This window comes from Streptomyces sp. NRRL S-350 (assembly GCF_000719705.1).
Lineage (GTDB): Bacteria > Actinomycetota > Actinomycetes > Streptomycetales > Streptomycetaceae > Kitasatospora.
The window spans coordinates 40,860-66,427 of the sequence record NZ_JOHO01000038.1 but is presented as its reverse complement, the minus strand read 5'-3'; the positions used below and the strand labels follow the sequence as shown (position 1 = coordinate 66,427).

Below are 25,568 nucleotides of genomic sequence, written 5' to 3'. Positions count from 1 at the left end.
CCACTCCCGTCCCCCCGGGGAAGGCCGCTGTCCCCCTGGAGAAGGCCGCCGCCACCCCCCGCCTCGGCGGCGCGGTCTGGCTGGCCCTCGCAGTGGTCTACGTCGTCTGGGGCTCGACCTACCTCGCGATCCGGATCGCCGTGGAGACGATGCCCTCGTTCCTCTCCGCCGCCGCCCGTTTCCTCACCGCAGGCCTCCTGCTGGCCGGCTACCTGCTGGTGCGCCAGGGCCCGGCGGGGCTGAAGGTGAGCGGGCGCCAACTGGCTTCCGCCGCCCTGGTCGGCGTGCTGCTGCTGACCGGCGGCAACGGGCTGGTGGTCCTGGGCGAGACCTCCGTCCCGTCCGGCCTGGCCGCCCTGCTGGTGGCCGCCGTCCCGCTGTGGATGGTGGTGCTGACGGCCTTCGGCGGCGAGCGCCCGAAGGCCGCCGAGCTCGCCGGGGTGCTGCTCGGGCTGATCGGTCTCGGTGTGCTGTCGGCCCCCGCGATCGGGGGGTCCATCAAGCCGCTGGGCGTGATCCTGATCATCTGCGCCACGCTGCTCTGGGCGCTCGGCTCGTTCGCGAGCAAGAAGATCCCGATGCCGGGCAACGTGCTCGCCGCGAGCGCGTACCAGATGCTGGCCGGCGGGATCTGCAACCTGCTGATCGGCCTGGTGCGCGGTGAGCAGCGCGGGCTGGACCTCGGGGCCGTCTCCGGCCGGTCGTGGCTGGCCCTCGCCTACCTGGTGCTGTTCGGCTCGCTGCTCGCCTTCACCGCGTACGCCTGGCTGCTGCGCGCCGCCCCGCTGACGCTCGTCGCCACGTACGCGTACGTGAATCCGGTGGTCGCGGTGCTGCTGGGCTGGCTGGTCCTGGCCGAGCCGCTGACCGGTCCGACGGTGGCGGGCGGGGCGATCGTGGTGGCGGGCGTCTGCCTGGTGGTGAGCGTCAGTCGGCGGCCGGGGCGTCCTGCGGGGCCGGGGCGTCCTGCGCGGCCGGCACGTCCGAGGCGCCCGGCGAAGGCGGCGTCCGAACGTAGGTGAGGACGACGTTCCCGCGCTCGAAGATCCGACTGTCGGTGAGCGTGAAGGCGCGCGGTTCGAAGCCCGCACGGAAAAGCGGGATGCCCGCCCCGGCCACCACCGGGTACTGCTTGACGATCAGCTCGTCGATCTCGGGGAGCAGCTGGCCGGCCAGGTCGGCGCCGCCGCAGAGCCAGATGCCGAGCCCGTCCTCCTGCTTGAGTCGTCGCACGACGCTCAGCGGGTCCTCGGCGGTGACTTCGACCGCCGGGTCCGGGCTCGTCGCCAGCGTGCGGGAGAAGACGATCTGGCGCAGGTGGGCGTAGGGGCTGGTGAGCCCGACGGCGAGCCCGGCGTCGTAGCTGCCGCGGCCCTGGAGCACCGTGTCGAAGCGCTTGTTGGGGGCCTCCGCGATGCCGACCGCCGTGCGGCCGGGGGTGGCGATGGTCTCGGGGTACTCGGAGAAGAGTGTCGGCGCGTAGTCCTCGGTGACGAACGGGGCGAAGAACGCGTAGTCGCCGTCCGGGGCGGCGATGAAGCCGTCGATGGTGGCGCCGACGAAGTAGCTGAGCTTGCGCATACGGGTCCCTGGGGTCGAGGTGCGGGGGCGGTCGGCGGTGCGGGCGGTTAAGCCCGCCCCGCGAACAACTACATTTATAGTACTTCACATGTAGTGGTTGCAAGGGGGGACGGGGCGGGCAATGCCGGAGCGCCGGACCCCGGGCGTGCCGGAGCCCAGGCGCGCCGGACCCCCGGAAGCAGGAGAAAGCGCAGGAGGGAGAATCGGCCCATGGTCCAGAACCCCGCCCGCCGTACCGCCCTCGCCGACGCCGCCATCGAGGTCCTCGCCCGCGAGGGTGCCCGCGGCCTCACCTTCCGCGCGGTCGACGCTCAGGCCGGAGTCCCCAACGGCACGGCCTCCAACTACTTCGCCAACCGGGACCACCTGCTCCACCAGACCGCCCGGCACATTCACCACCGGATCACCCCGGATCCGGAGGTCGTCGCCGAGCTGCTGCGCGCCCCCCGCGACCGCGCCCTGGTCACGGCCCTGATGCGTGACGTGGTCCGCCGCATCACCGCGGACCGGGCCGGGTACCTCGCGATGCTCGAACTGCGCCTGGAGGCGACCCGCCGCCCCGAACTCCGGGCCCAGCTCACCGGCACCATCCGGGACGACCTGGAGGCCAACATCGCCTTCCACCTGGCCGAGGGCTTCCCCGGTGACCGGGAGAGCGTCGTCGTGCTCTACCTCGCCATGACCGGTCTGATCATCGAACACCTCACTCTGCCCGAGGTGTTGGGCGTCGAGGGCCTCGCGGCGCTGATCGACACCGTCGTCGAGCGGATCGTCCCGGAGGCCTGAGCGGGACGCGCCCCTTGCCCGCGCCGCCCGCCTCGCGTGGCAGGGGCGAGGCGGGCGGGGGCGGTGTCGGCCGCAGCGCCGATGTCAGAAGGCGTGCGGGGGCTTGCCGGTCCACCAGTTGCCCGGTGCGGCCGGGTCGCGGCTGGTCCAGTACTCGATGATCGCGTCGGTGAACTCGGCCACGGACAGTACGCCGTCCCCGTCGGTGTCGAGGTGGCGGAACGCCGTGTCGGAGTCGTCGCGGCTGAGGCCGGCGAAGTGGCCGCGCTGGAAGACGAAGAATTCGCCGGCGTCCACGGTTCCGCTGCGGTCGGCGTCGGCGACGGCGAGGAAGGCTTCGGCGAGTGCGCCGAGGATGTCGCGCGCGGCCTCGGGATCGTCCGCGAGCGACCCGGTGGAGACGGCGAACTGTTGCCGCGTGATCGCCTCGGTGCCGGCGGGCAGCCGGGCGAGGTGCAGGTCGTGCCAGATCGTCAGGTAGGCGCGGACGATGACGGCCTCGGCCTCCGAGCCTTCCTGGTGGCCGAGGGAACGGGCCACCGACTGGCCCATCAGGAGGTGGTCCCGCTCGGTGAGCAGTCCGTCGCCGTCGGCGTCGAGGTGATCGAAGCCGTGGTTGATCTTCGCGATGAGCAGGTCGTCCGACAATGTGCCCCCTCGGGCTGGCGATTCCTCGGTCTGTCGCGTCACATTGCCTGCACGCTAGTGCCTCGGGCCGCACTCGCGCAGTCGAACGGAGGGCCAACGGCCGCGCCGGTTCACCCGTCGGGCGCCTCCTCCGCTCAGTCGCCCTGGTGGTCGGCCCAGACGTACGCCTCCGGCAGCAGGTCCAGGACCGGTACGGTGCGCAGCTCGGACCCCTGTCCGACGACGATCCGCACCTCGGGGAAGTAGTCGAGCAGCACCTGGCGGCAGCGCCCGCACGGCGGGATGACCCCGCGCTCCCGGTCGGCGACCGCCACCACGGTGGTGAGCTCGTACGCCCCCTGCCCGGCCGCCGCCCCGATGAGCACCAGCTCTGCACACGGCCCGCCGGTGAAGTGGTAGGCGTTCAGGGCGGTGACGATCCGGCCGTCGGCGTTGCGCCCGGCCGCTGCCACCGTGTGGTTGTCGCCCCGGGCATGCCGTCGCACCACCTCCAGGGCCGCCTCGACGAGTTCCGTGTCGACGTTCGGCTGATCGGTCTGGGACATGTTCGGTGCACCTCTCCGGTCGGACCTGACAGGCTCGATCATGAACCGCTCGCGCCCGGTCGGGCCAACCCGTTACGCCGGCGCCCGAGGGCCTGGGGTCCGCACTGTGAGACCGCCGCCCCGGACCACCCGATGTTGGTACGATCCCGATGGGCCGCGACTGGCGCGTAGGGATGGAATCAACCATCGGGAAGCGGCCCCGTGAAACCTCACGTGACGTTGCCGAGCGCCTGGGCCATCCGCATCCCCACCAGGAGACCGCCTTGGCCCAGCAGCCCCAGCACCCCCACACCGCCGCGACCCCCGCCGCCGACACCGCCTTCCGCAGCGCCCTCGACGTGGTCGCAGGCGTCGAACCGCGGATCGCCGCCGCCATCGGCCGGGAGCTGGCGGACCAGCGCGCCTCCCTCAAGCTGATCGCCAGCGAGAACTACGCCTCCCCGGCCGTCCTGCTCGCCATGGGCAACTGGCTCAGCGACAAGTACGCCGAGGGCACCGCAGGCCGCCGCTTCTACGCGGGCTGCCGCAACGTCGACACCGTCGAGACCATCGCCGCCGAGCACGCCCGCGAGCTGTTCGGCGCCGACCACGCGTACGTCCAGCCGCACTCCGGCATCGACGCCAACCTCACCGCCTTCTGGGCCGTCCTCTCGCAGCGGGTCGAGAGCCCGGCGCTGGAGCGGGCCGAGGTCCGCAACGTCAACGACCTCACGGAGGAGGACTGGGCGCGGCTGCGCCACGAGCTCGGCAACCAGCGCATGCTCGGCATGTCCCTGGACACCGGCGGCCACCTCACCCACGGCTTCCGCCCCAACATCTCCGGCAAGATGTTCGAGCAGCGCAGCTACGGCACGGACCCGGTGACCGGCCTGATCGACTACGACGCGCTGCGCGAGACGGCCCGCGAGTTCCGCCCGCTGATCATCGTGGCGGGGTACTCCGCCTACCCGCGGCTGGTGGACTTCCGGAAGATGCGCGAGATCGCGGACGAGGTCGGCGCCACCCTCATGGTCGACATGGCGCACTTCGCCGGCCTGGTCGCGGGCAAGGTGCTGACCGGCGACCACGACCCCGTCCCGCACGCCCACATCGTCACCACGACGACCCACAAGTCCCTGCGCGGTCCGCGCGGCGGCATGGTGCTGTGCACCTCCGAGCTGGCCGAGCACGTCGACCGGGGCTGCCCGCTGGTCCTCGGCGGCCCGCTCTCGCACGTCATGGCCGCCAAGGCGGTCGCCCTCGCCGAGGCCCGCCGCCCCGAGTTCCAGGAGTACGCCCGCGCCGTCGTCGCCAACGCCCAGGCCCTCGCCGAGGGCCTGCTGCGCCGCGGCGGCAAGCTGGTCACCGGCGGCACCGACAACCACCTCGTCCTCGCCGACGTCTCCGGCTACGGCCTGACCGGCCGCCAGGCCGAGGCGGCCCTGCTGGACTCGGGCATCGTCACCAACCGCAACTCCGTCCCGCAGGACCCGAACGGCGCCTGGTACACCTCGGGCATCCGTCTCGGCACCCCGGCCCTCACCACCCGCGGCCTGGGCACCGCCGAGATGGACGAGATCGCCGAGCTGATCGACACCGTCCTGCGCGCCACCAGCCCCGCCACCACGGCCGCCGGCGCCCCGTCCAAGGCCAACCACACCCTCGACGCGGCCTTGCGCGACGCCGTGGCCAAGCGCGCCGCCGACCTCCTCGCGCCGTACCCGCTCTACCCCGGCGTCGACCTCGTCTGAGGCCGACGCACGGTACGCCCGGGGTGTCGGCCTTCCCCGACACCCCGGGCACGACCCCGGGCACGACCCCGGGCACGATCCGGGGCGCAACCCTGGACGGCGCCCCCGGCTCCAGCCCGACCCCGCCAGTACTGCAGCGACTCGTACTGCGGGAGCTCCCCAGCCCGTGGCGCCCCGGCCCGCAACCTTGCCGGGCGCCTCGACGCGAACCGCGCTGGGCGCCCCGGCGGCTCCGTGACGATTCCGGAAACTCCCCGTGCGAAGGCCTCCACACGGTGGTCGGCGCGAGAGTAGATTGCAGCGAACTCAGATGCGGGGGCTGCCTGCTGACGCTGCCAAGCCGCGCGGTCGAGCACCGGCGCGTACCGCCACCGGTGCGTTTCCTGCCACCGGCGGGTACCGGCACCGGCCCCGGGAGCCGCCCCCTGCTGAGGTTCGGTTCGACATCCGCAGCCGTGCCCCCGAAGGAGTCTCCATGACCGACGCCGCGTTGCCGGGCGACCCGCAGCAGCACGTCGAGCCGGCGACCCTGGACGACGTCCAGGGGTGGTTCTGGGACCACGACCGGCATTCCTTCGACTGGTTCCTCGGGCGGCAGGAGAAGACCGGGGTCACCGGCGACCTGTTGGAGATGGGGGCCTACCTCGGCCGCAGCGCCATCGTGATCGGCGAGCACCTGCAGCCCGGCGAGACGTTCACGGTGTGCGACCTCTTCGACTCGGACGCGCCCGACGACGAGAACGCCGCGGAGATGGACTACTCCTACCGCAAGACGCTGACCCGCTCCGCCTTCGAGACCAACTACCTCGCCTTCCACGAGGAGTTGCCGGAGATCATCCAGGCTCCGACGTCGGTCCTGGCCGGCGGGCGCATACCCGCCGGCGCCTTCCGCTTCATCCACATCGACGCCTCCCACCTGTACGAGCACGTCGTGGGCGACCTCCAGGTGGCCCGGGTCGCACTGCGGACCCAGGGCGTCGTCGTGCTGGACGACTACCGGGCCCAGCACACCCCGGGCGTCGCCGCCGCCACCTGGGAGGCCGTGTTCAACCACGGGCTCAAGCCGATCCTGCTCACCGAGTGCAAGTTCTACGGCACCTGGGGAGATCCGGAGCCGTTCCAGCGCGAGCTGCTCGACGGGGTCGACCTCGCGGCCGGCTGCCGCTTGAGCACCGACACCGTCAACGGGCGCCAAGTACTGCGGATGACCGGCGACTCGGAGGGCATCGCCCCGTTCCGCGGTTCGCGCCACCAGGAGCGGTCGGCCGCCGAGGCGGCCCGGCGCGGGGACCGGCAGTCGGCGGTGGACGCCCACCGGCCGGTCCCGTCCGACCGGGACGAGGCCGCCCTCGACCTCGCCGCCCGTCGGGCCCGGGCCGCCGAGGCACGCCGCCCCGTCAACGTCGCCAAGCGCGCGGCCCGGGACCTCCTCCCGCCGGTCGTCACCGCCGCCATCCGCCGCGCCCGCCGGGCCTGACCAGCCGACGGCCCCGCCGCGCGACCCCTCCGCCCGCACACCCCGCACGACCGCTCCGTCCCCACACCCCGCACGGCCCCGGAGACGCCGAAGGGCTGGTCGGAACACCGACCAGCCCTTCCACGCGAGACGCGAGTCACGAGGTACGACTCAGACCCGGGAGGTCTCGCCCTCCGCGGCCGACACCGAGGCGGCGCCCCCGGCGCCCCCGGCCGCAGCCTCGGCGTCCGCCATCTCCTGCCGGACGGCGGCCAGCGAGGGGTTGGCCCAGGCGCTGGCCACGCCCCAGCGGTAGAACGCGAGGCCGATGGCGGCGACGATCAGCAGGTCCCAGCCTTCCGGCAGGTATCCCTGGCCGCCGAAGTCGGTGCTGCCGGCCCAGGAGACGCCGGCCATCACGAACAGGTAGGCGACCATCCAGGCGCCCGCCTTCAGGTGCGGCTTCAGCTCGTCGAAGGGCTTGCGCAGCTCGTACCAGGCCCAGATCGGCAGGCCGGCGGCCATCAGCAGGATGACCTTGCCGGTGAGCGGCCAGCGGGCCCAGTACAGCACCAGCGAGCCGAAGACCATGGCGACCGGGGCGACGACCGGCATGGCGCGCAGCCGGACCGGCCGCGGCAGGTCGGGGGCGAGCCGGCGCAGTGCCATCACGGCGACCGGGCCGGTGATGTACGAGATCACGGTGGCCACCGAGACGATCTCGGCCAGCGAGCCCCAGCCGCGGAAGACGGCGAGGAACAGGAAGGCGACGACCAGGTTGAGCACCAGCGCGGGGCGCGGGATGCCGGTCTTGGCGTCGACCTTGCCGAAGACCTTGGGCAGGTGGCCGTTCTCCTGCACGCCGTGGATCATGCGCGAGGTGGTGGCGGCGTAGATCATGCCGGTGCCGGACGGCGAGATGAAGGCGTCCGCGTACAGCGTGATCGCGAGCCAGTTGAGGCCCCAGGCGACGGCGAGGTCGGCCAGCGGAGAGGTGTAGCCGAGTCCGCTCCAGCCCTTGGCGAGGTCGCCGGCCGGGATGGCGCCGATGAAGGCGATCTGCAGCGCGACGTAGATCACCAGGGCGATCAGGATCGAGCCGATGACGGCCTTGGGCAGCGACTTGCCGGGGTTGCGGGCCTCGCCGGCCAGGTTGAGCGGGGACTGGAAGCCGTTGAAGGCCCAGACGATGCCGGAGACCGCGACGGCGGTGAACACCGCGCTCCAGCCGTTCGGCGCGAAGCCGCCGTGGTCGGTGAAGTGCGCGGTGTCGAAGTGCGCGAAGAGCAGCGCGCCGGCGGTCAGCGTCGGCACGACGACCTTGAAGACGGTGATCGCGGTGTTGGTCTTGGCGAAGAGCGTGATCGCGAACCAGTTGAGGGCGAAGTAGACGATCAGCAGCACGCTGGCCAGCGCCACACCGCTGAGGGTCAGTTCCTGGCCGTCGAAGAGGCCCTTCGCCCAGCCGAAGTGCCAGGAGCTCATGTACTGGACGGAGGCGGTGGCCTCGCCCGGGATGACCGAGACGATGGCGATCCAGTTGGCCCAGGCGGCGAGGTAGCCGGCCAGCGAGCCGTGCGAGTACTGGCCGTACCGGACCATGCCGCCGGCCTTGGGGAACATGGAGCCGAGCTCGCTGTAGGTGAGGGCGATGGTCAGGGCCACCGCGGCACCGATCACCCAGGCGAGGATCGAGGCCGGACCGGCGAGCTTGGCGGCGCGCTCGGCACCGAACAGCCACCCGGATCCGATGATCGACCCCAGCCCGACCGCGGTCAGGCTGATGGTGCCGAGCGATCGGCGGTAGTTCTGGTGTGATGCCGTCGAGGATTCGCTCTCACTCAACGTATCGGTCCTTTCGCTCGGGGTTCATCGGCTGGTGTCGGTGTTTTTGCGGTTTTGAGTCGGCATTCCGGACAAACGCACAGCAGCTTATGGTCCGAAAACGGGCGAATACCTCAGGGGAAGCTCAAACCGTCCGATCGTTGCCATCTCGTGTCCGGTTTCCGGACCGGCGGGCCCCGGTGGAGAGGCCGGCACCACGTCGGCGCGGGGTGGTGGTCGCGGCGAGCCGGCCGGAAAAGCGGCCCACGGCCGACCGGGCTCCGGATGGGGACGAGGGCCGGGACCGAAACCAGGACCGAGACCACGACCGAGACCACGACCAGAGTCGGGACCGGGGCCGGAAAAGGAAATTCCCCGTGGGTTCCTTTCGGATCCCACGGGGAATTCGGCTGTGTCCGAGGGGGGACTTGAACCCCCACGCCCGATAAAGGGCACTAGCACCTCAAGCTAGCGCGTCTGCCATTCCGCCACCCGGACGGGGTGCGTGCTCCGGGGGTTTTTCTCTCGCCCCCTCGGCGACAGAGAGAACATTACCAGGGTTCTGGAGTGCTTCTCACCTGCGTTTCCTCGGGTCCGTGCCCCGGGCGTGCCGCCCGGCCGGGGCAGGGCCGCGCCCGCCCGGCCCGGGCGGCACGCCGCACAGGTTGGTACGGCTGGCGAACACGCTCGAACCCCGCCCGAACCGATGGTGTCCGCGAAGGAACCGGTCGACTTCGGCACCTTCAACGGTCGGTTCCGGGCGTGAGTGATCCGACACGGGCAACTTGTCGACGGTGCCACGGCCGTCGGGACGGCTCTCCTAGCCTCTGTGGCCCGAGGGCGCCATGAGCGGATCGCCTGATTCCCGGGTCGCGGACGAAGGGCGGCTGGACGTGGAGCAGATCAGCGGGGCGGCGGAGGCCGAACCGAGACGCGGCGGGCCGGGGAACGGGCCGGGGAGCGGGCCGGACGCCGCCGACGCCCCCGGCGGCCCGGCCGAGGGGGTCTGGCGCTTCCCGGTGCCCGCCGCCCAGGCCTCGGTGCCGCGCACCCGGCACGCGGTGCGCGACCGTCTGCTGGCCCAGGGCATGGCCGGGGTGCGCTACCAGGAGCTGGTGGACGACCTGCTGCTGATCGTCTCGGAGCTGGTGAGCAACGCGGTGACGCACGCCGCCGAGCTGTCGCCCGAGGTGGTCACCGAGCTGTCGGTGCGCGGCGGCTGGGTGCGGGTGTCGGTCGAGGACGGCGACCCGTACCGGCCGAAGGCGCTGGAGAACGACACCGGCCGCACCGGCGGGCGCGGCCTGCTGCTGGTGAAGAGCGTCACGCTGCAGGCCGGCGGGGTGTGCGACGTCGAGCGGACGGGGGAGGGCGGCAAGGTCATCTGGGCCTCCCTGCCCGTCCCGCCGGAGCCCGAGCGCTGAGCGGCCCCGGCCGAGCCGAGCGCGGCCCGGCCCGGACCGGGGTGCGACCGCCGGCTCCGCGGGGCCGACTACCAGTCCCGCCCGGCGATCTCCCGGATCCCCGGCAGCGCCGCCTCGAAGACGGTCTCGAACCAGACGGAGAACGGCCGCTCGGCCCGCAGCTCCTGCAGCTCCTGCGCGGTCACGAAGGCGACGTCGTCCACCTCGTCCGGGTTCGGCCGGACCGGCGCGGTGACCAGTCCCACGAAGAGGTGGTTCCACTCCCGCTCGATCAGCCCGGAGGCCTCGTCCGGCAGGTCGTAGCGCACGGTGCCGGCCTCGCAGAGCAGCGCGGGCGCGACGCCCAACTCCTCGGCGGTGCGCCGGGCGGCGGCGACGAACGGGGGTTCGTCCGGGTACGGGTGGCCGCAGCAGGTGTTCGACCAGACACCGGGGGAGTGGTACTTGCCGAGGGCGCGGCGCTGGAGCAGCATCCGGCCCTGGCGGTCGAAGAGGAACACCGAGAAGGCGCGGTGCAGCCGGCCCGGCTGCTGGTGGGCCCAGTGCTTCTCGGCGGTGCCGATGGTGACGCCCTCGTCGTCGACCAGTTCCAGCAGGATCTCGGTACCGGTGGCCGAGGTGCCGGGAGCCGAGGCGGCCCGCGGGTCGACCGCCACATCGGTCTCCACGTCGAGACCGGTGTCGATCTCGGCGCCGAAGTGCGTCGGGTCGGTCGGCAGACTCTGGGGCATGGGGCCTCTTTCGGGGGCGGGAGCAACGGGAGCATCGGGTGTGTCCGGCGCGCCGGATGGAGGGCGGCGGACGCAGCGGGGGCACCGGCGCCGACGTCGGGCTCCAGTCTGCCGTATGGGTGGCGCCCGGTAGGGGTCCCACGCACAACCGGGCGGATCATGACCCGGAGGAGTCGGAAACCGTGCAGGGACGGGTCCGGGAGGCCCCCGTAAGGGTCAGTACCGTCGCAGAACCGTTCGACGCCCGTTCGGCGGCCGTTCGACCCGTCCACCACGATCCGGCGGGATCCGGCACGATCGGACGGCACTGCGGGGGGATCGGACGGGAGCCCGGCAGGAGCCGGCGGGAGCCCGGAGTCACCTCCTCGTCACCCTGCCGTTTCCGGGCGCGTTCGGGTCGATCGTCCAAGTCGCCTACCATCACATACGACACGGTGCCCGGACCTGTGCAGGTACCGGCGCGCCGCTGCCCGGCCCGGTCGCACGCCGGTCCGACGGAGCAGCGGCGGCGCCCCCGGCACAATCCGCGCGCCCAGCACGACGGATCAGGAGACCCCGCATGATCGGCCTCGTTCTGGCAGCCGGCGCCGGCCGCCGGCTGCGCCCGTACACCGACACCCTGCCGAAGGCGCTGGTGCCGGTCGACGGGGAGCGGACCGTCCTGGACCTCACCCTCGGCAACTTCGCCGAGGTCGGACTGCGCGAGGCCGCGATCGTCGTCGGCTACCGCAAGGAGGCGGTGTACGACCGCAAGGACGCCCTGGAGCGCAAGTACGGCGTCAAGCTCCACCTGGTCGAGAACGACAAGGCCGAGGAGTGGAACAACGCGTACTCGCTGTGGTGCGCCCGCGAGCTGTTCACCGAGGGCCTGCTGCTGGCCAACGGTGACACCGTCCACCCCGCCTCCGTCCAGCGCACCATGCTGGAGGGCAACCAGCGCCTCGCCGACGGCGGCACCGCGCCGGGCATCCTGCTCGCCCTCGACACGGTGAAGAAGCTCGCCGACGAGGAGATGAAGGTCGTCGTCGACCCGGCCGCCGGCATGCGCCGCATCACCAAGCTGATGGAGCCGGCCGAGGCGAGCGGCGAGTACATCGGCGTCACCGTGATCAACCCGTCCGCCGCCGCGGACCTGACCGACGCGCTGCGCGCCACCTACGAGCGCGACCCGCAGCTGTACTACGAGGACGGCTACCAGGAGATGGTCGACCGGGGCCTGCGCATCGACGTGCAGCCGATCGGCGAGGTCTCCTGGGTCGAGGTCGACAACCACGACGACCTGGCGAAGGCGCGGGAGATCGCGTGCCGGTACTGACCCGACTGGTCCCGTCGCCGCTGTTCGCCGAGATCCGCCCGGGCGCGCTGGACGCGCTCGGCGGCATCCTGGCGGACCAGCGGCTGTCGGCCTCGGGCCGGATCGCGGTGGCGATCAGCAACGGCTCGGGCGCCGCGATGCGCGAGCGCCTGGAGCCGGCCCTGCCCGGCGCCGACTGGTACAACGTGGACGACGGCAGCCTCGACAGCGCGGTGCGCTTCGCCGAGGAGATGCGCGGCAAGCACTACGACGCGGTCGTCGGCCTCGGGGGCGGCAAGATCATCGACGCCGCCAAGTACGCGGCCGCCCGGGTCGGCCTGCCGGTGGTCGCGGTCGCCACCAACCTGGCCCACGACGGCATCTGCTCCCCGGTCTCCACGCTCGACAACGACGCCGGCCGGGGCTCCTACGGGGTGCCCGGCCCGATCGGCATCATCGTCGACCTGGACGTGATCCGGCAGGCCCCGCAGCGCTTCGTGGCGGCCGGCATCGGGGACGTCGTCTCCAACATCTCGGCCTGCGCGGACTGGGAGTTGTCGCACGCCGTCACCGGCGAACCGGTGGACGGGCTGGCCGTCGCGATGGCCCGCTCGGCGGGCGAGAACCTGCTGCGCCACCCAGGGAACACTCAGGATCAGGACCTCCTGACGGCCCTCGCGGAAGCCCTGGTACTGTCCGGCATCGCGATGAACATCGCGGGCAGCACCCGGCCCTCCTCGGGCGCCTGCCACGAGATCTCGCACGCCCTGGACGTGCTGTACCCCAAGCGGTCCGCCCAGCACGGCGAACAGGTCGGCCTCGGGGCGGCGTTCGCCAGCTTCCTGCGGGGCGAGCACGAGCTGACCGGTCTGATCGTGGAGCGCCTGGCGAGCCACGGCCTGCCGGTGACCGCGGCTCAGATCGGTTTCACCGAAGCGGAGTTCACCGAAGCGGTGCACTACGCTCCGAACACCCGGCCCGGGCGCTTCACCATCCTGGAACACCTCGACCTCTCCCCTTCCGCAATCAGGGACGCGTACGCCGACTATGTCCAAGCCGTCAACAGCTGACCCCTCCACCACGGGCGCCGAACGGCCCCCGGTGGACCTGACCCGCCGGCCCTCGATCGAGGAACTGCGCGCGGTGATCCATCCGGAGGGCATGCTCCAGCGCCGCAGCGCCGAGCACTGGGCCGGGCGCCTGTACATGCGGAAGATCTCGCTGCGGATCACCCGCGTGCTCTCCACCGTCACGGCGATCACGCCCAACGGCCTGACGTACCTGATGATGCTCACCGGCATCCTGGCCGGCGCCGCGCTGGTCCTGCCGGGCATCGTGGGCGCGGTCCTGGGTGCGCTGCTGATCCAGGTCTACCTGCTGCTGGACTGCGTGGACGGCGAGGTGGCCCGCTGGCGCCGGCAGACCTCGCTCACCGGCGTCTACCTGGACCGGGTCGGCCACTACATGTCCGAGGCGGCCCTGCTGACCGGCCTCGGCCTGCGCGCCACCGACCTGCTGCACCGCGAGGGCGGCGGCTCGCACTGGGAGTGGGCCTTCCTGGGCACGCTGGCGGCGCTCGGCGCGATCCTGATCAAGTCCGAGACCGACCTGGTGGACGTGGCCCGGGCCCGCAGCGGCATGACGGCCGTCGAGGACAGCGCCTCGGTGCCGCGCTCGACCACCGTCGCCAAGGCCCGGCGGGCGGCCTCGCTGCTGAAGTTCCACCGGCTGGTGGGCGCGGTCGAGGCCTCGCTGTTCATCCTCGCCGCCGGGATCGCCGACGCCGTGCACGGCGGGCTCTTCTTCACCCGGCTCGCGGTGGTCGTCCTGGCGGCGATCGCCATGCTGCAGACGGTCCTGCACCTGCTGAGCATCGTCCTCTCGAGCAGGCTGCGATGAGCGGGCGGTGCGAGCGGACGACCGGGACGCGCGCGGTCGATGCCGTCGAAGCCGCCGACCCCGCGGAGGACTTCCGCCTCGGCGCCGTGATCATCACGATGGGCAACCGGCCCGCCGAGCTGAACGCCCTGATCGAGGCCGTCCGCGCCCAGGAGGGCCCGGCGGTCGAGCTGGCCGTGGTCGGCAACGGCGCCCCGCTGCCGCCGCTCCCGGAGGGCGTGCGCAGCGTCGAGCTGCCGGAGAACCTCGGCATCCCGGGCGGGCGCAACGTCGGCATCGAGCTGTTCGGCCGCGACGGCAAGGAGGTCGACGCCGTCCTGTTCCTGGACGACGACGGGAACCTGCCGCGCACCGACTCGGCCCGGCTGCTGCGCGAGGCCTTCACCGCCGATCCGGCGCTGGGCATCGTCTCCTTCCGGATCGCCGACCCGGACACCGGCGTCACCCAGCGTCGGCACGTCCCCCGGCTGCGCGCCAGCGACCCGCTGCGCTCGTCCCGGGTGACCACCTTCCTCGGCGGTGCGAGCGCCGTGCGCTGCAAGGTGTTCGAGCAGGCCGGCCAGCTGCCCGCGGAGTTCTTCTACGCGCACGAGGAGACCGACCTCGCGTGGCGCGCGGCGGACGCGGGCTGGGCCATCGACTACCGGGCGGACGTGGTGCTGCACCACCCCACGACCTCGCCCGCCCGGCACGCCTCCTACTTCCACAACGTGGCCCGCAACCGGGTCTGGCTCGCGAGGCGGAACCTTCCGGCCCTGTTGGTGCCTCTCTATCTGGGAACCTGGTTCCTGCTGACCCTGGCCCGGCGGCCCTCCCCCGAGGCGCTGAAGGCCTGGTGGGGCGGATTCCGGGCGGGCTGGCGCGAACCCTGTGGTCCGCGTCGGCCGATGCGTTGGCGTACCGTTTGGCAACTGACCAGGCTGGGCCGACCACCGATCATCTGATCTGATCAAATGGTCGATCGTTGCGGCCGGTGACCACACACCGGTCGGCTCCCCCCGAGACCCCAGTGGATCCCCCTCGGTGCGCGGCCGACGGACTCCCCCCGTCCACCGGCCGCCCCGACCGATCCCGCGTGAAGGACGAATGTGTCGACAGTGAGTGAACCCGTGAGCCTCTCAGCCCCGAGGGGGGCGGACGCGGGCCTGACCCCCAAGCAGCTTGCCGACAAGTACGGCCTGTCGGTGAGCGGTGCCCGGCCGGGTCTGTTCGCCTACACCAAGCAGCTCTGGGCCCGGCGCCACTTCATCTGGGCCTTCGCCACCGCCCGCCTGGTGGCCCAGTACACCGACGCCAAGCTGGGCCAGCTGTGGCAGGTCGTGACCCCGCTGCTCAACTGCGCGGTGTTCTACCTGGTCTTCGGCGTCATCCTGGAGAACAAGGACGGCTTCCCGCCGAACACCTACATCGCCTGGCTCTGCATCGGCGTCTTCGTCTTCCAGTTCACCCAGAACGCGGTGCAGTCCGGCACCCGGGCGATCTCCGACAACCTCGGCCTGATCCGCGCGCTGCACTTCCCCCGGGCCAGCCTGCCGATCGCCTTCACCGTGATCCAGCTCCAGCAGCTGCTGATCTCGATGGTCGTGCTGGTCGTCACCGTCCTCGCCAGCGGCATCGCCCCGGGCCGGACCTGGCTGCTGATCGTCCCGGCGCTGATCCTGCAGACGATGTTCAACACCGGCATCTCCCTGATCATGGCCCGGATCGGCGCCAAGACCAGCGACATCTCCCAGCTGATCCCGTTCGTGATGCGGGCCTGGATGTTCCTGTCCGGCGTGATGTTCAGCATCCAGGACCGGGTCCACAAGTGGCCGCACTACATCCAGGTGATCTGCGCCGTCAACCCGGCCTCGGTCTACATGAACCTGCTGCGGCACGCCTTCGCGCCGATCATCTACAACAAGCACCAGCCCATGCACCAGAGCCTGCCGCCGCACCAGTGGACGTACGGCATCCTCTGGGCCGCCGGGCTGTTCGTCATCGGATACGTCTTCTTCTGGAAGGCCGAGGAGGAGTACGGCCGTGGCTGACACCGACCTGAGCAAGCGCGACACCGTGTCGGACGCGGAGGTCGCGCGCGAGCCCACCGTCGTCGTCGACGACGTGCACATCGTCTACCGGGTGCACGGCGCCGGCTCCGGCAAGGGCAGCGCCACCTCGGCACTGAGCCGCATCATCAGCCGCAAGCGCGCCGCCGGCGTCCGCGAGGTGCACGCGGTCAAGGGCGTCAGCTTCACCGCCTACAAGGGCGAGGCGATCGGCCTGATCGGCTCCAACGGCTCCGGGAAGTCGACCATGCTGTCGGCCATCGCGGGCCTGCTGCCCACCGAGAAGGGCGGCATCTACACCAACGGCCAGCCCTCGCTGCTCGGCGTCAACGCCGCGCTGATGAACGAGCTCACCGGCGAGCGCAACGTCGTCCTGGGCTGCCTGGCGATGGGGATGTCCCCGGCCGACGTGCGGGCGCGCTACCAGGAGATCGTCGAGTTCTCCGGGATCAACGACAAGGGCGACTTCATCTCCCTGCCGATGCGCACCTACTCCTCCGGCATGGGCGCCCGCCTGCGCTTCTCGATCGCGGCCGCGAAGACCCACGACGTGCTGCTGATCGACGAGGCCCTGGCCACCGGTGACCAGGCGTTCCAGCAGCGCAGCAAGCGGCGGATCGAGGAGCTGCGCGCGTCCGCCGGTACGGTCTTCCTCGTCAGCCACGACAACAACTCGATCCGCGAGGTCTGCGAGCGGACCATCTGGATCGAGGCCGGTGAGCTGATCATGGACGGCCCGACCGAGGAGGTCGTCGGCCGGTACGAGCGCGGCGAGCGCCCGTAACCCCCGGCCGCCAGGGCCGGTCCCGGAACCTCCGGGACCGGCCCTGCGGCTTGCCCGCCGTTACCCCGGCCGGCCGCCGCCGCAGGGGTGAGCGCCACGCCCGGTTGGCGGGGCGGTCTTCTCCGGCGCGGCGCGCGGTGCCAGGCTGGTCGCCGCGGGGCCCGTGAGCCGGACGTGACGCCCGCGCTCGGACGCGTGTCCGAGTCCGGCCGGTCGTACCCAGCGGTGTAGAACGGGGGAGTGACAGCAGTGTCGGCTTCGGCCCAGCCCAGTGATACGCCGGTGAACCGTTCCGCGGGTCAGACCCTCGACAAGGCAGGTGCGGAGAACTTCCCGGTCGCCCCGTTCTTCCTGCCCGCGGCGTGGCGCGACGACCTGATGGCGGTCTACGGCTTCGCCCGCCTCGTCGACGACGCCGGCGACGGCGACCTGGCCGACCCGGCCGGCACCGCCACGCTCCTCGGCGTCGACTCGACGCCCCCGACCACCCCTTCGGCCCAGTCCGGCCCGCCGACCCCGCAGGAGGTCGCCTTCCGGCTCGCCCTGCTCGACGGACTGGAGCACGACCTCGACCGGGTCTTCGAGACCGCACTGCGCTCCGCGGCCACGCCGCAGCCCGGCGTCGGCGGCCCCCGCCACCCGCTGATGCGCGCCCTCGTCCCGCTGGTCCACCGGCACGGCCTGACGCCCGAGCCGTTCCGCCGTCTGATCGAGGCCAACCGGGTGGACCAGACCACTGCCCGCTACGCCACCTACGACGACCTGATCGGCTACTGCACGCTCTCCGCCGACCCGGTCGGCCGCCTCGTGCTGGCCATCGCAGGCGTCTCCACCCCCGAGCGGATCGCGCTCTCCGACGCTGTCTGCAGCGCCCTCCAGGTGGTCGAACACCTGCAGGACGTCGCCGAGGACCTCGGCCGCGGCCGGATCTACCTCCCGACCGAGGACCTGGAGCGCTTCGGCGTCACCGAGGCCGACCTCGCCGCCCCCTCGGCCGACGGCGCGGTGCGCGAGCTGATCGCCTTCGAAGTGGAGCGGGCCCGCACCCTGCTCGACCGCGGCGCACCATTGGTAGGTACGGTTCGGGGGAGGCTTCGACTGCTCCTGGCGGGATTCACCGCAGGCGGTTACGCGGCCCTGGCGGCCGTCGAGGACGCCGGGTACGACGTGCTCGCCCACCAGGCGAAGCCGGACAAGCGCCGCCTCGCAGTGAAGGCGGCGGCCATCTTCGCGAAGGGAAGGTGAACGCCCGAGTGGCGGCATCACCACTGGCGTCGGCCCAGGTCATGGCGGCGTACCGGTACTGCGAGGCAGTCACCGGGCTACAGGCGCGCAACTTCAGCTACGGCATCCGGCTGCTGCCCGAACCCAAGCGGCTGGCCATGTCGGCCCTGTACGCCCTGGCCCGGCGGGTGGACGACATCGGCGACGGCGGCCTCCCGGACGACCGCAAGGCCGAAGCGCTGCTGCGCACCCGGGAACTCGTGGACGAGGTCCGCTCCGGGGTGGTCGCCGAGGACGACACCGACCCGATCAAGGTCGCCCTGGCCGACGCGGCCCGGCGCTTCCCGATCCCGCTCGGCGGCTTCGACGAGCTGATCGACGGCGTCGAGATGGACCTCAAGGGCGCCGAGTACCAGACCTACGAGGAACTGAAGGTCTACTGCCGCTGCGTGGCCGGCGCGATCGGCCGGCTCTCACTGGGCGTCTACGGCTGCGACGACCCCGAGCTCGGGGCGCGCCACGCCGACACCCTGGGCCTGGCACTCCAGCTCACCAACATCCTGCGCGACCTGCGCGAGGACGCCCTGAACGGCCGCACCTACCTGCCCACCGAGGACCTGGTCCGGTTCGGCTGCGAGCAGGGCTTCGCGCTGCCCAGGCCGCCGGTCGGCGCGGACTTCACCGGCCTGGTGGCCTTCGAGGCCGCCCGCGCCCAGGCCGCCTTCGAGGAGGGCCTGCGGCTGCTGCCGATGCTCGACCGCCGCAGCCGCGCCTGCACCGCCGCGATGGCCGGGATCTACCACCGGCTGCTCGGCCGGATCGCCGCCGACCCCGAGTCGGTGCTGCGCGGCCGGGTCTCGCTGCCGGGCTGGGAGAAGGCGTACGTGGCGCTTTCCGGGCTCGCCGGGGGGCGTTCTTGATTCTCGCCGCAGTTCTGTCACCCTGTGTCAGCGGGGAATCACGTGCGGGCAGTTCCGTGTTGACCGAACGACCACCGGCTTCAGTGACCGCCTCCCGGCGGTCCAGCGACTGCGAGGGGGAGGACCGATGACCGGGCGAGCCGATGCCGCGCGCCCGGCCGCCGTCGTGGTCGGCGGCGGTCTGGCCGGGATCACCGCCGCCCTGCGCCTGGCCGAAGCCGGCCACCGGGTCACCCTCGCCGAGGGGCGCCCCCGGCTCGGCGGACTGGCCTTCTCCTTCCAGCGCGGCGAGCTGACCGTCGACAACGGCCAGCACGTCTACCTGCGCTGCTGCACCGCGTACCGCGGACTGCTGGAGCGGCTCGCCGCCACCCGGCTGGTCCACCTCCAGGACCGCCTCGACGTCCCGGTGCTCAACGTCACCGGCCCCGACGCGGCCCCGGTGCGCACCCTCGGCAGGCTGCGGCGAGCCGGCCTGCCCGTCCCGCTGCACCTGGCGGGCAGCCTCGCCCGCTACCCGCACCTGTCCCCGGCCGACCGCGCCCGGGTGGTCCGCGGCGCGCTCGCCCTGAAGGGCCTGGACCTCGCCGACCCGGCGCTGGACCGGATCTCCTTCGGCGAGTGGCTGCGCCGCAACGGGCAGAACGCCGCCACCCAGGCCGCCCTGTGGGACCTGGTCGGTGTCGCCACCCTGAACGGCCGGGCCGACCAGGTGTCGATGGCACTCGCGGCGAAGGTGTTCAAGACCGGCCTGCTCTCCGACCCGGGGGCCGCCGACATCGGCATCGCCGCCGCCCCGCTCGGCGCGATCCACCACGACCGGGCGCTCGCCGAACTGGAGCGCCTGGGTGTCACGGTGCTGCTGCGCGCCCGGGTGGCGGAGCTCAAGCCGGCCGCGCCGCAGCACGCCGTCCGCCTGGAGGGCGGGGAACTGCTCACGGCCGACACCGTCGTCCTGGCCGGTGCCCAGGACAGCGCGGCCGCCCTGCTGCCGCCGAACGCGATCCCGGGGCAGGACCGGCTGGCCGGCTTCGGCACCGCGCCGATCCTCAACGTGCACGTGATCTACGACCGCAAGCTGGTGCGCCGACCGTTCTTCGCCGCCCTCGGCTCCCCGGTCCAGTGGGTCTTCGACCGCACCGCGCACTCCGGCCTGGCCGCCACCCCGCTGGGCCTGGCCCACCCGGACGCCCAGTACCTGGCGCTCTCGCAGTCCGCGGCCCAGGACGAGATCGACCTGCCCGTCGCCGAGCTGCGCCGCCGCTACCTGCCCGAGCTGAGCCGGCTCCTGCCGGCCGCGGCCGGGGCCAAGGTGCTGGACTTCTTCGTCACCCGGGAGCGCACCGCGACCTTCGACCCCGCTCCCGGCGGCGGCGCCCTGCGCCCGTCCGCCCGCACGGCCGTCCCCGGCCTCCTGCTGGCCGGCTCGTGGACGGCCACCGGCTGGCCCGCGACCATGGAGGGCGCCGTGCGCAGCGGCCACGCCGCCGCCGACGCCGCGCTCGCCGCGGCCGGCACCCGGGTGCCGGTGGACCGCGGCGACGGGAGGTGGCCCAGGTGACGGCGGGCCCCGCCGCCGGAGAGCCCGCCAGAGCCGTCGGGCGTACCGTCGAGCGCGTCGGCGGAATCGACCGGACCGGCCGCGACGGCCGTACCGACACCGTGGGCATCGGCACCACTCGGATCGACACCAGCCGCACCGACGGCACCCGGCCGCCCCATGCGGTCCGGCAGCACGAGGGAGAGGGAACGCACGTGGAGTCACGCACCGGCTTCGCCGTCGGAGGCACGGCGCATGCCGAACCGGTCTCGGTGCCGGAGCTGCTCGCCCGCAGCCGTACGCTCTGCACCCCGCCGCTACGGGCCGCGGTCGCCCGTTTGGCCGCACCGATGGACACCGTCGCGGCCTACCACTTCGGCTGGATCGACCGGGACGGCACCCCGGCCGCGGGCGACGGCGGCAAGGCCGTGCGCCCGGCGCTGGCCCTGCTGTCCGCCCAGGCCACGGGTGCGGCACCCGAGGTCGGCGTGCCCGGTGGGGTGGCTGTTGAACTGGTGCACAACTTCTCCCTGCTCCATGATGATCTGATGGACGGTGACGAGACCCGACGGCACCGGGCCACCGCCTGGACGGTCTTCGGTCCGGCCCAGGCGATCCTGGTCGGCGACGCCCTGGCGACGCTCGGCACGGAGGTGCTGCTCGACGCAGCGGTGACCGGCGGCGCGAGCCCCACCGACGCCGCGCGCGCCGTCCGGCTGCTCACCACGGCGACCCGCCGACTGATCGACGGCCAGGCCATGGACGTCGCCTTCGAACAGCGCGACAGCGTCACCGTCGCGGAGTGCCTGGAGATGGAGGGCGGAAAGACGGCGGCCCTGCTGGCCGCAGCCTCGGCGATCGGCGCCGTCCTGGCCGGGGCCGACGACAAGGTCTCCGACTCCCTCCAGCGCTACGGCCACCACCTGGGGCTGGCCTTCCAGGCGGTGGACGACCTGCTCGGCATCTGGGGCGCCACCGAGGTCACCGGCAAGCCGCACTGGGGTGACCTGCGCCAGCGCAAGAAGTCCCTGCCGGTCGCCGCCGCGCTGGCCGAGGGCGGCCAGGCCTCCCGCCGGCTCGCCGAACAGCTGGCCGACCCGAAGGGCCGCGGGGAGGAGGGCGAGCCCGAGCTCGCCGACCGCGCCGCGCTGATCGAGGCGGCCGGCGGCCGCGCCTGGACCCAGGAGGAAGCCCGCCGCCAGCACACGACTGCCCTCGCCGCCCTGGACGAGGTGCCCATGTCCGACGAAGTGCGCGAGCACTTCGTCGCACTCGCCGAATTCGTGGTGGTACGAGAGAGGTGACGTTACGTTGACAGCAACCGCGGACGGCCGGCTCGACCCTGAGTACGATCCCGAGCCGGTCGCGGTGGGCGACCACCCCCCGGCCCTCCTGGGCGCGGGGCGGTGGCAGCCCGAGGACGCCGACCGGCTCCGGCCGGCCGAGGAAGCGGACCTCCGACCGGCCGACGCGCGGGAGGCCCTGGCCCGCGCCACCACCCACCTGCTCTCCCTGCAGTCCTCCGAGGGCTGGTGGAAAGGCGACCTGGAGACCAACGTCACCATGGACGCCGAGGACCTGCTGCTCCGCCAGTTCCTCGGCATCCGGACCGAGGAGCAGACGAAGGCCACCGCCGAGTGGATCCGCTCCCACCAACGTGAGGACGGAACCTGGTCCACCTTCCACGGCGGGCCGCCCGAACTGTCCACCACCGTCGAGGCCTACGTCGCGCTCAAGCTCGCCGGCGACGACCCGAACGCCCCGCACATGCTGGCCGCCGCGCGGTACGTCCGCTCCGCCGGAGGCATCGCGGCCGCCCGGGTGTTCACCCGGATCTGGCTCGCCCTGTTCGGCTGGTGGCCCTGGGAACGGCTGCCGGAAATGCCGCCCGAGATCATCTTCCTGCCCAAGTGGCTGCCGCTGAACATCTACGCCTTCGGCTGCTGGGCCCGGCAGACCATCGTCCCGCTGACCGTCGTCTCGGCCCACCGGCCCGTCCGCCCGGCGCCCTTCCCGCTCACCGAACTCCACACCGACCCGGACGACCCCTGCCCGCAGCGGCCGCTCGCTCCCGTCACGACCTGGGACGGCATGTTCGAACGCCTCGACAAGGCGCTGCACGCCTACCACCGCCGGGCCTTCCGCCCGCTGCGCCGGCTGGCCGTCTCCCAGGCCTGCCGCTGGATCGTCGAACGGCAGGAAGCCGACGGGTGCTGGGGCGGCATCCAGCCGCCCGCCGTCTACTCCCTGATCGCCCTGCACCTGGAGGGCTACGAGCTGGAGCACCCGGTGATGCAGGCCGGGCTCTCCTCCTTCGACCGCTTCACCGTGCACACCGAGGACGGCAAGCGCTGGCTGGAGGCCTGCCAGTCCCCGGTCTGGGACACCTGCCTGGCCACCATCGCCCTGGTCGACGCCGGGCTGCCGGCCGACCACCCGGCGCTGGTCTCCGCCGTCGACTGGATGCTCGGCGAGGAGATCCGCAAGCGTGGCGACTGGGCCGTCCAACGGCCCGGGCTCGCCCCCGGCGGCTGGGCCTTCGAGTTCGAGAACGACACCTACCCCGACATCGACGACACCGCCGAGGTGGTGCTCTCGCTGCGCCGGGTGGCCCACCCCGACCCGGCCAAGGTCGACGCGGCCGTGGAGCGGGGCGTGCTGTGGAACCTCGGCATGCAGTCCAAGAACGGCGCCTGGGCCGCCTTCGACGTCGACAACACCAGCACCCTGCCCAACAAGCTCCCGTTCTGCGACTTCGGCGAGGTCGTCGACCCGCCGTCCGCAGACGTCACCGCCCACGTGGTGGAGATGCTGGCCGAGACCGGCCGCGCCCGTGACCCGCGCACCCGGCGCGGCATCGAGTGGCTGCTGCGCAACCAGGAGGCGGACGGCTCCTGGTTCGGCCGCTGGGGCACCAACTACATCTACGGCACCGGCTCGGTGCTGCCCGCCCTGGTCGCGGCCGGCGTCCCGGACGAGCACCCCGCCATCCGCCGGGCCGTGCGCTGGCTGGAGGACCGGCAGAACACCGACGGCGGCTGGGGCGAGGACATGCGCTCCTACGAGGACCCGGCCCGCTGGGCCGGACGCGGCGACTCCACCGCCTCGCAGACCGCCTGGGCGTTGATGGCGCTGCTCGCGGCCGGCGAGGGCCCGGCCGGCCGGGCCAACCCGGCGGTCGAACGCGGCGTGGACTGGCTGGTGCGCACCCAGCTGCCCGAGGGCACCTGGGACGAGCCGCAGTTCACCGGCACCGGCTTCCCGTGGGACTTCTCCATCAACTACCACCTGTACCGGCTGGTCTTCCCGGTCACCGCGCTCGGCCGCTACCTGCACGGCGGCGGCCCGACGGTCGCCCGGGCGAGCGGCACCCCGGCGATCGGGGCCGCGCGGTGACCAGCGCCCCCCTGCTGGTGCTCTGCGCCCTGGGCCCCGAAGTCTGGGCCCTGCGCGGCGGTGACTGGCGCGGCTCGGCCGGCGGATCCCCGGTGCTGGTGCGCACCGGGGTCGGCCGGCGGCGTGCCGGACAGACCGTCCGACGGCTGCTCGGCTCCGCCCCCGGCGGCTACGGCGCGGTCGTGGTGGCGGGCTTCGGCGCGGCGCTCGGCCCCGGCGTGCTGCCCGGCGACGTCGTCGCCGCCGACGGCGTGCGCGACGCCGAGGGCCACCTCTACCGGATCGACTCCGGACCGGAACTCACCCGGGCACTGAAGGAGCACGGGCTGACCGTCCACACCGGCGTGCACCACACCGCCGACCACGTGGTGCGCGGCATCGAGCGGCGGGCGCTGCACCTGCAGGGCGCGCTCGCCGTCGACATGGAGGCCGCCGCCGTCCTGGCCGCACTGCGGGAGACCCGGGCGACCCTGCCCGCCGCCGTCCTGCGCGTGGTGGTCGACACCCCCGACCACGAGTTGCTGCGGCCCGGCACCCTCCCGGCCGGGGTACGGGCCTGGCGCACCCTGCGGGCGACGGTGCCCGCGCTGGTCGACTGGTACCGGCAGGAGCACACGCCCGGCCAGGCAGACCCGAACCACCCCACATCCGCGACGCTCCCACAGGAGGCGAGCTAGCCATGGCCATGCCGTTGCGCCAGACCGTGAGGGTCGGCACCTACCTCATGCAGCAGAAGCTGCTCAAACGACGGGACAAGTTCCCGCTGATCGTGGAGCTGGAACCACTGTTCGCCTGCAACCTCGCCTGCGAGGGCTGCGGCAAGATCCAGCACCCGGCGGGTGTCCTGAAGCAGCGGATGCCCGTCGCCCAGGCGGTCGGCGCGGTTCTCGAGTCGGGTGCTCCGATGGTCTCGATCGCCGGCGGCGAGCCGCTGATGCACCCGCAGATCGACGAGATCGTCCGCCAACTCGTCGAGCGCCGCAAGTACGTGTTCCTGTGCACCAACGCGCTGCTGCTGCGCAAGAAGATCGAGAAGTTCACCCCCTCGCCGTACTTCACCTTCGCCGTGCACATCGACGGCATGCGTGAGCGGCACGACGAGTCGGTGGCGAAGGAGGGGACCTTCGACGAGGCGGTGGCCGCGATCAAGGAGGCCAAGCGGCTCGGCTTCCGGGTCACCACCAACAGCACCTTCTTCAACACCGACACCCCGCAGACCGTCATCGAGGTGCTGGACTTCCTCAACGACGAGCTGAAGGTGGACGAGATGATGATCTCGCCCGCCTACGCCTACGAGAAGGCCCCGGACCAGGAGCACTTCCTCGGCGTCGAGCAGACCCGCGAACTCTTCCGCAAAGCCTTCGCCGGCGGCAACCGCAGGCGCTGGCGCCTCAACCACAGCCCGCTCTTCCTGGACTTCCTGGAGGGCAAGGCCGACTTCGAGTGCACCCCGTGGGGCATCCCCAACTACTCGCTGTTCGGCTGGCAGCGGCCCTGCTACCTGATGGCCGACGGCTACGTGCCGACCTACCGCGAACTGGTCGAGAAGACCGACTGGAGCAAGTACGGCCGCGGCAAGGACCCACGCTGCGCCAACTGCATGGCCCACTGCGGCTACGAGCCGACGGCCGTCCTCGCGACCATGGGATCGCTGCAGCAGTCGCTGCGCGCCATCACCGAGACCGTCAGCGGCAACCAGGGCCGCTGAGCCGGGAGTCGCCCCCCGGGCCGGGCCCCG

Annotated in this window: 23 protein-coding genes, 1 tRNA gene and 1 riboswitch; of the genes, 18 read left to right on the top strand and 6 right to left on the bottom strand. The window is 72.6% G+C overall.

Translation table 11 applies throughout. The annotated features are described in order from the left end of the window. Positions 1 to 1,022 (top strand): EamA family transporter (locus tag IF30_RS0127675; RefSeq protein WP_063752801.1); only part of this gene is annotated, 1,022 nt, incomplete at its 5' end. Here the strand turns inward: IF30_RS0127675 and IF30_RS0127670 are convergent. Further along, positions 928 to 1,581, bottom strand: coding sequence for a dihydrofolate reductase family protein (locus IF30_RS0127670; protein WP_078891751.1), 654 nt, complete (start codon positions 1,579 to 1,581; stop codon positions 928 to 930). The two genes, IF30_RS0127675 and IF30_RS0127670, sit on opposite strands and share 95 nt — an antisense overlap. Positions 1,582 to 1,791: 210 nt before the next feature. On the opposite strand from IF30_RS0127670, the gene IF30_RS0127665 reads away from it, so the two are divergent. Further along, positions 1,792 to 2,367, top strand: coding sequence for a TetR/AcrR family transcriptional regulator (locus IF30_RS0127665; RefSeq protein WP_030243465.1), 576 nt, complete (start codon positions 1,792 to 1,794; stop codon positions 2,365 to 2,367). Between the two features lie 84 nt (positions 2,368 to 2,451). On the opposite strand, the gene IF30_RS0127660 is transcribed toward IF30_RS0127665, so the two are convergent. Together IF30_RS0127660 and IF30_RS0127655 are read right to left on the bottom strand one after the other, a co-directional pair. Further along, positions 2,452 to 3,015, bottom strand: a complete 564-nt coding sequence (locus IF30_RS0127660) for an EF-hand domain-containing protein (protein ID WP_030243463.1) — start codon at positions 3,013 to 3,015, stop codon at positions 2,452 to 2,454. A gap of 134 nt (positions 3,016 to 3,149) precedes the next feature. Further along, positions 3,150 to 3,560, bottom strand: a complete 411-nt coding sequence (locus IF30_RS0127655; protein ID WP_030243461.1) for a cytidine deaminase family protein — start codon at positions 3,558 to 3,560, stop codon at positions 3,150 to 3,152. A gap of 146 nt (positions 3,561 to 3,706) precedes the next feature. Further along, positions 3,707 to 3,803, top strand: a riboswitch (ZMP/ZTP riboswitch). Between the two features lie 20 nt (positions 3,804 to 3,823). On the opposite strand from IF30_RS0127655, the gene IF30_RS0127645 reads away from it, so the two are divergent. Together IF30_RS0127645 and IF30_RS0127640 are read left to right on the top strand one after the other, a co-directional pair. Next, positions 3,824 to 5,290 (top strand): glycine hydroxymethyltransferase, encoded by a 1,467-nt coding sequence (locus tag IF30_RS0127645; protein ID WP_030243460.1) that lies wholly within the window; start codon positions 3,824 to 3,826, stop codon positions 5,288 to 5,290. 475 nt (positions 5,291 to 5,765) lie between these two features. Further along, entirely contained in the window at positions 5,766 to 6,767 is a 1,002-nt protein-coding gene (locus IF30_RS0127640; RefSeq protein WP_030243458.1) for a class I SAM-dependent methyltransferase, read from the top strand. Between the two features lie 150 nt (positions 6,768 to 6,917). On the opposite strand, the gene IF30_RS0127635 is transcribed toward IF30_RS0127640, so the two are convergent. After that, positions 6,918 to 8,591: an APC family permease gene (locus tag IF30_RS0127635; RefSeq protein WP_030243457.1), complete on the bottom strand. Its 1,674-nt coding sequence runs from the start codon at positions 8,589 to 8,591 to the stop codon at positions 6,918 to 6,920. A 392-nt stretch (positions 8,592 to 8,983) separates the two neighbouring features. Then, a tRNA-Leu gene (locus IF30_RS0127630) sits at positions 8,984 to 9,068 on the bottom strand. Positions 9,069 to 9,415: 347 nt separating this feature from the next. On the opposite strand from IF30_RS0127630, the gene IF30_RS0127625 reads away from it, so the two are divergent. Next, positions 9,416 to 9,994, top strand: a complete 579-nt coding sequence (locus IF30_RS0127625; RefSeq protein ID WP_078891748.1) for an ATP-binding protein — start codon at positions 9,416 to 9,418, stop codon at positions 9,992 to 9,994. A 68-nt stretch (positions 9,995 to 10,062) separates the two neighbouring features. Here IF30_RS0127625 and idi read toward each other — a convergent pair whose 3' ends face one another. Beyond that, on the bottom strand, positions 10,063 to 10,725 hold the full coding sequence (gene idi, locus IF30_RS0127620; RefSeq protein WP_078891747.1) for an isopentenyl-diphosphate Delta-isomerase: 663 nt from the start codon (positions 10,723 to 10,725) through the stop codon (positions 10,063 to 10,065). A 559-nt stretch (positions 10,726 to 11,284) separates the two neighbouring features. Here idi and IF30_RS0127615 point away from each other — a divergent pair. From IF30_RS0127615 to hpnH, 13 genes are all read left to right on the top strand, one after another. Continuing rightward, entirely contained in the window at positions 11,285 to 12,040 is a 756-nt protein-coding gene (locus tag IF30_RS0127615) for a sugar phosphate nucleotidyltransferase (protein WP_030243452.1), read from the top strand. Beyond that, positions 12,028 to 13,089, top strand: coding sequence for an iron-containing alcohol dehydrogenase family protein (locus IF30_RS0127610; RefSeq protein WP_030243450.1), 1,062 nt, complete (start codon positions 12,028 to 12,030; stop codon positions 13,087 to 13,089). Before IF30_RS0127615 ends, IF30_RS0127610 begins: the two co-directional genes overlap by 13 nt. Positions 13,090 to 13,180: 91 nt before the next feature. Beyond that, complete coding sequence (locus tag IF30_RS0127605; protein ID WP_030243448.1) at positions 13,181 to 13,918, top strand: CDP-alcohol phosphatidyltransferase family protein; 738 nt, start codon at positions 13,181 to 13,183, stop codon at positions 13,916 to 13,918. Between the two features lie 98 nt (positions 13,919 to 14,016). After that, positions 14,017 to 14,862 carry a glycosyltransferase family 2 protein gene (locus tag IF30_RS0127600; protein WP_030243446.1) on the top strand — a complete coding sequence of 282 codons (846 nt, stop codon included), beginning with the start codon at positions 14,017 to 14,019 and terminating at the stop codon, positions 14,860 to 14,862. Between the two features lie 165 nt (positions 14,863 to 15,027). Beyond that, complete coding sequence (locus IF30_RS0127595) at positions 15,028 to 15,948, top strand: ABC transporter permease (protein ID WP_234322865.1); 921 nt, start codon at positions 15,028 to 15,030, stop codon at positions 15,946 to 15,948. Continuing rightward, on the top strand, positions 15,941 to 16,750 hold the full coding sequence (locus IF30_RS0127590) for an ABC transporter ATP-binding protein (RefSeq protein WP_030243443.1): 810 nt from the start codon (positions 15,941 to 15,943) through the stop codon (positions 16,748 to 16,750). Before IF30_RS0127595 ends, IF30_RS0127590 begins: the two co-directional genes overlap by 8 nt. Before the next feature lie 282 nt (positions 16,751 to 17,032). After that, complete coding sequence (gene hpnC / locus IF30_RS0127585) at positions 17,033 to 17,995, top strand: squalene synthase HpnC (RefSeq protein ID WP_030243441.1); 963 nt, start codon at positions 17,033 to 17,035, stop codon at positions 17,993 to 17,995. 41 nt (positions 17,996 to 18,036) lie between these two features. Then, positions 18,037 to 18,894: a presqualene diphosphate synthase HpnD gene (hpnD, locus tag IF30_RS0127580; RefSeq protein WP_037901400.1), complete on the top strand. Its 858-nt coding sequence runs from the start codon at positions 18,037 to 18,039 to the stop codon at positions 18,892 to 18,894. Positions 18,895 to 19,021: 127 nt separating this feature from the next. Then, positions 19,022 to 20,455 carry a hydroxysqualene dehydroxylase HpnE gene (gene hpnE, locus IF30_RS0127575; protein ID WP_030243438.1) on the top strand — a complete coding sequence of 478 codons (1,434 nt, stop codon included), beginning with the start codon at positions 19,022 to 19,024 and terminating at the stop codon, positions 20,453 to 20,455. A gap of 194 nt (positions 20,456 to 20,649) precedes the next feature. Further along, on the top strand, positions 20,650 to 21,738 hold the full coding sequence (locus tag IF30_RS0127570) for a polyprenyl synthetase family protein (RefSeq protein WP_051711318.1): 1,089 nt from the start codon (positions 20,650 to 20,652) through the stop codon (positions 21,736 to 21,738). A 7-nt stretch (positions 21,739 to 21,745) separates the two neighbouring features. After that, complete coding sequence (shc, locus tag IF30_RS0127565) at positions 21,746 to 23,830, top strand: squalene--hopene cyclase (RefSeq protein WP_420791161.1); 2,085 nt, start codon at positions 21,746 to 21,748, stop codon at positions 23,828 to 23,830. After that, positions 23,827 to 24,507, top strand: coding sequence for a hypothetical protein (locus tag IF30_RS0127560; protein ID WP_063752799.1), 681 nt, complete (start codon positions 23,827 to 23,829; stop codon positions 24,505 to 24,507). Before shc ends, IF30_RS0127560 begins: the two co-directional genes overlap by 4 nt. A 2-nt stretch (positions 24,508 to 24,509) precedes the next feature. Continuing rightward, positions 24,510 to 25,538 (top strand): adenosyl-hopene transferase HpnH, encoded by a 1,029-nt coding sequence (gene hpnH, locus IF30_RS0127555; protein WP_030243431.1) that lies wholly within the window; start codon positions 24,510 to 24,512, stop codon positions 25,536 to 25,538. Positions 25,539 to 25,568: the final 30 nt, after the last annotated feature.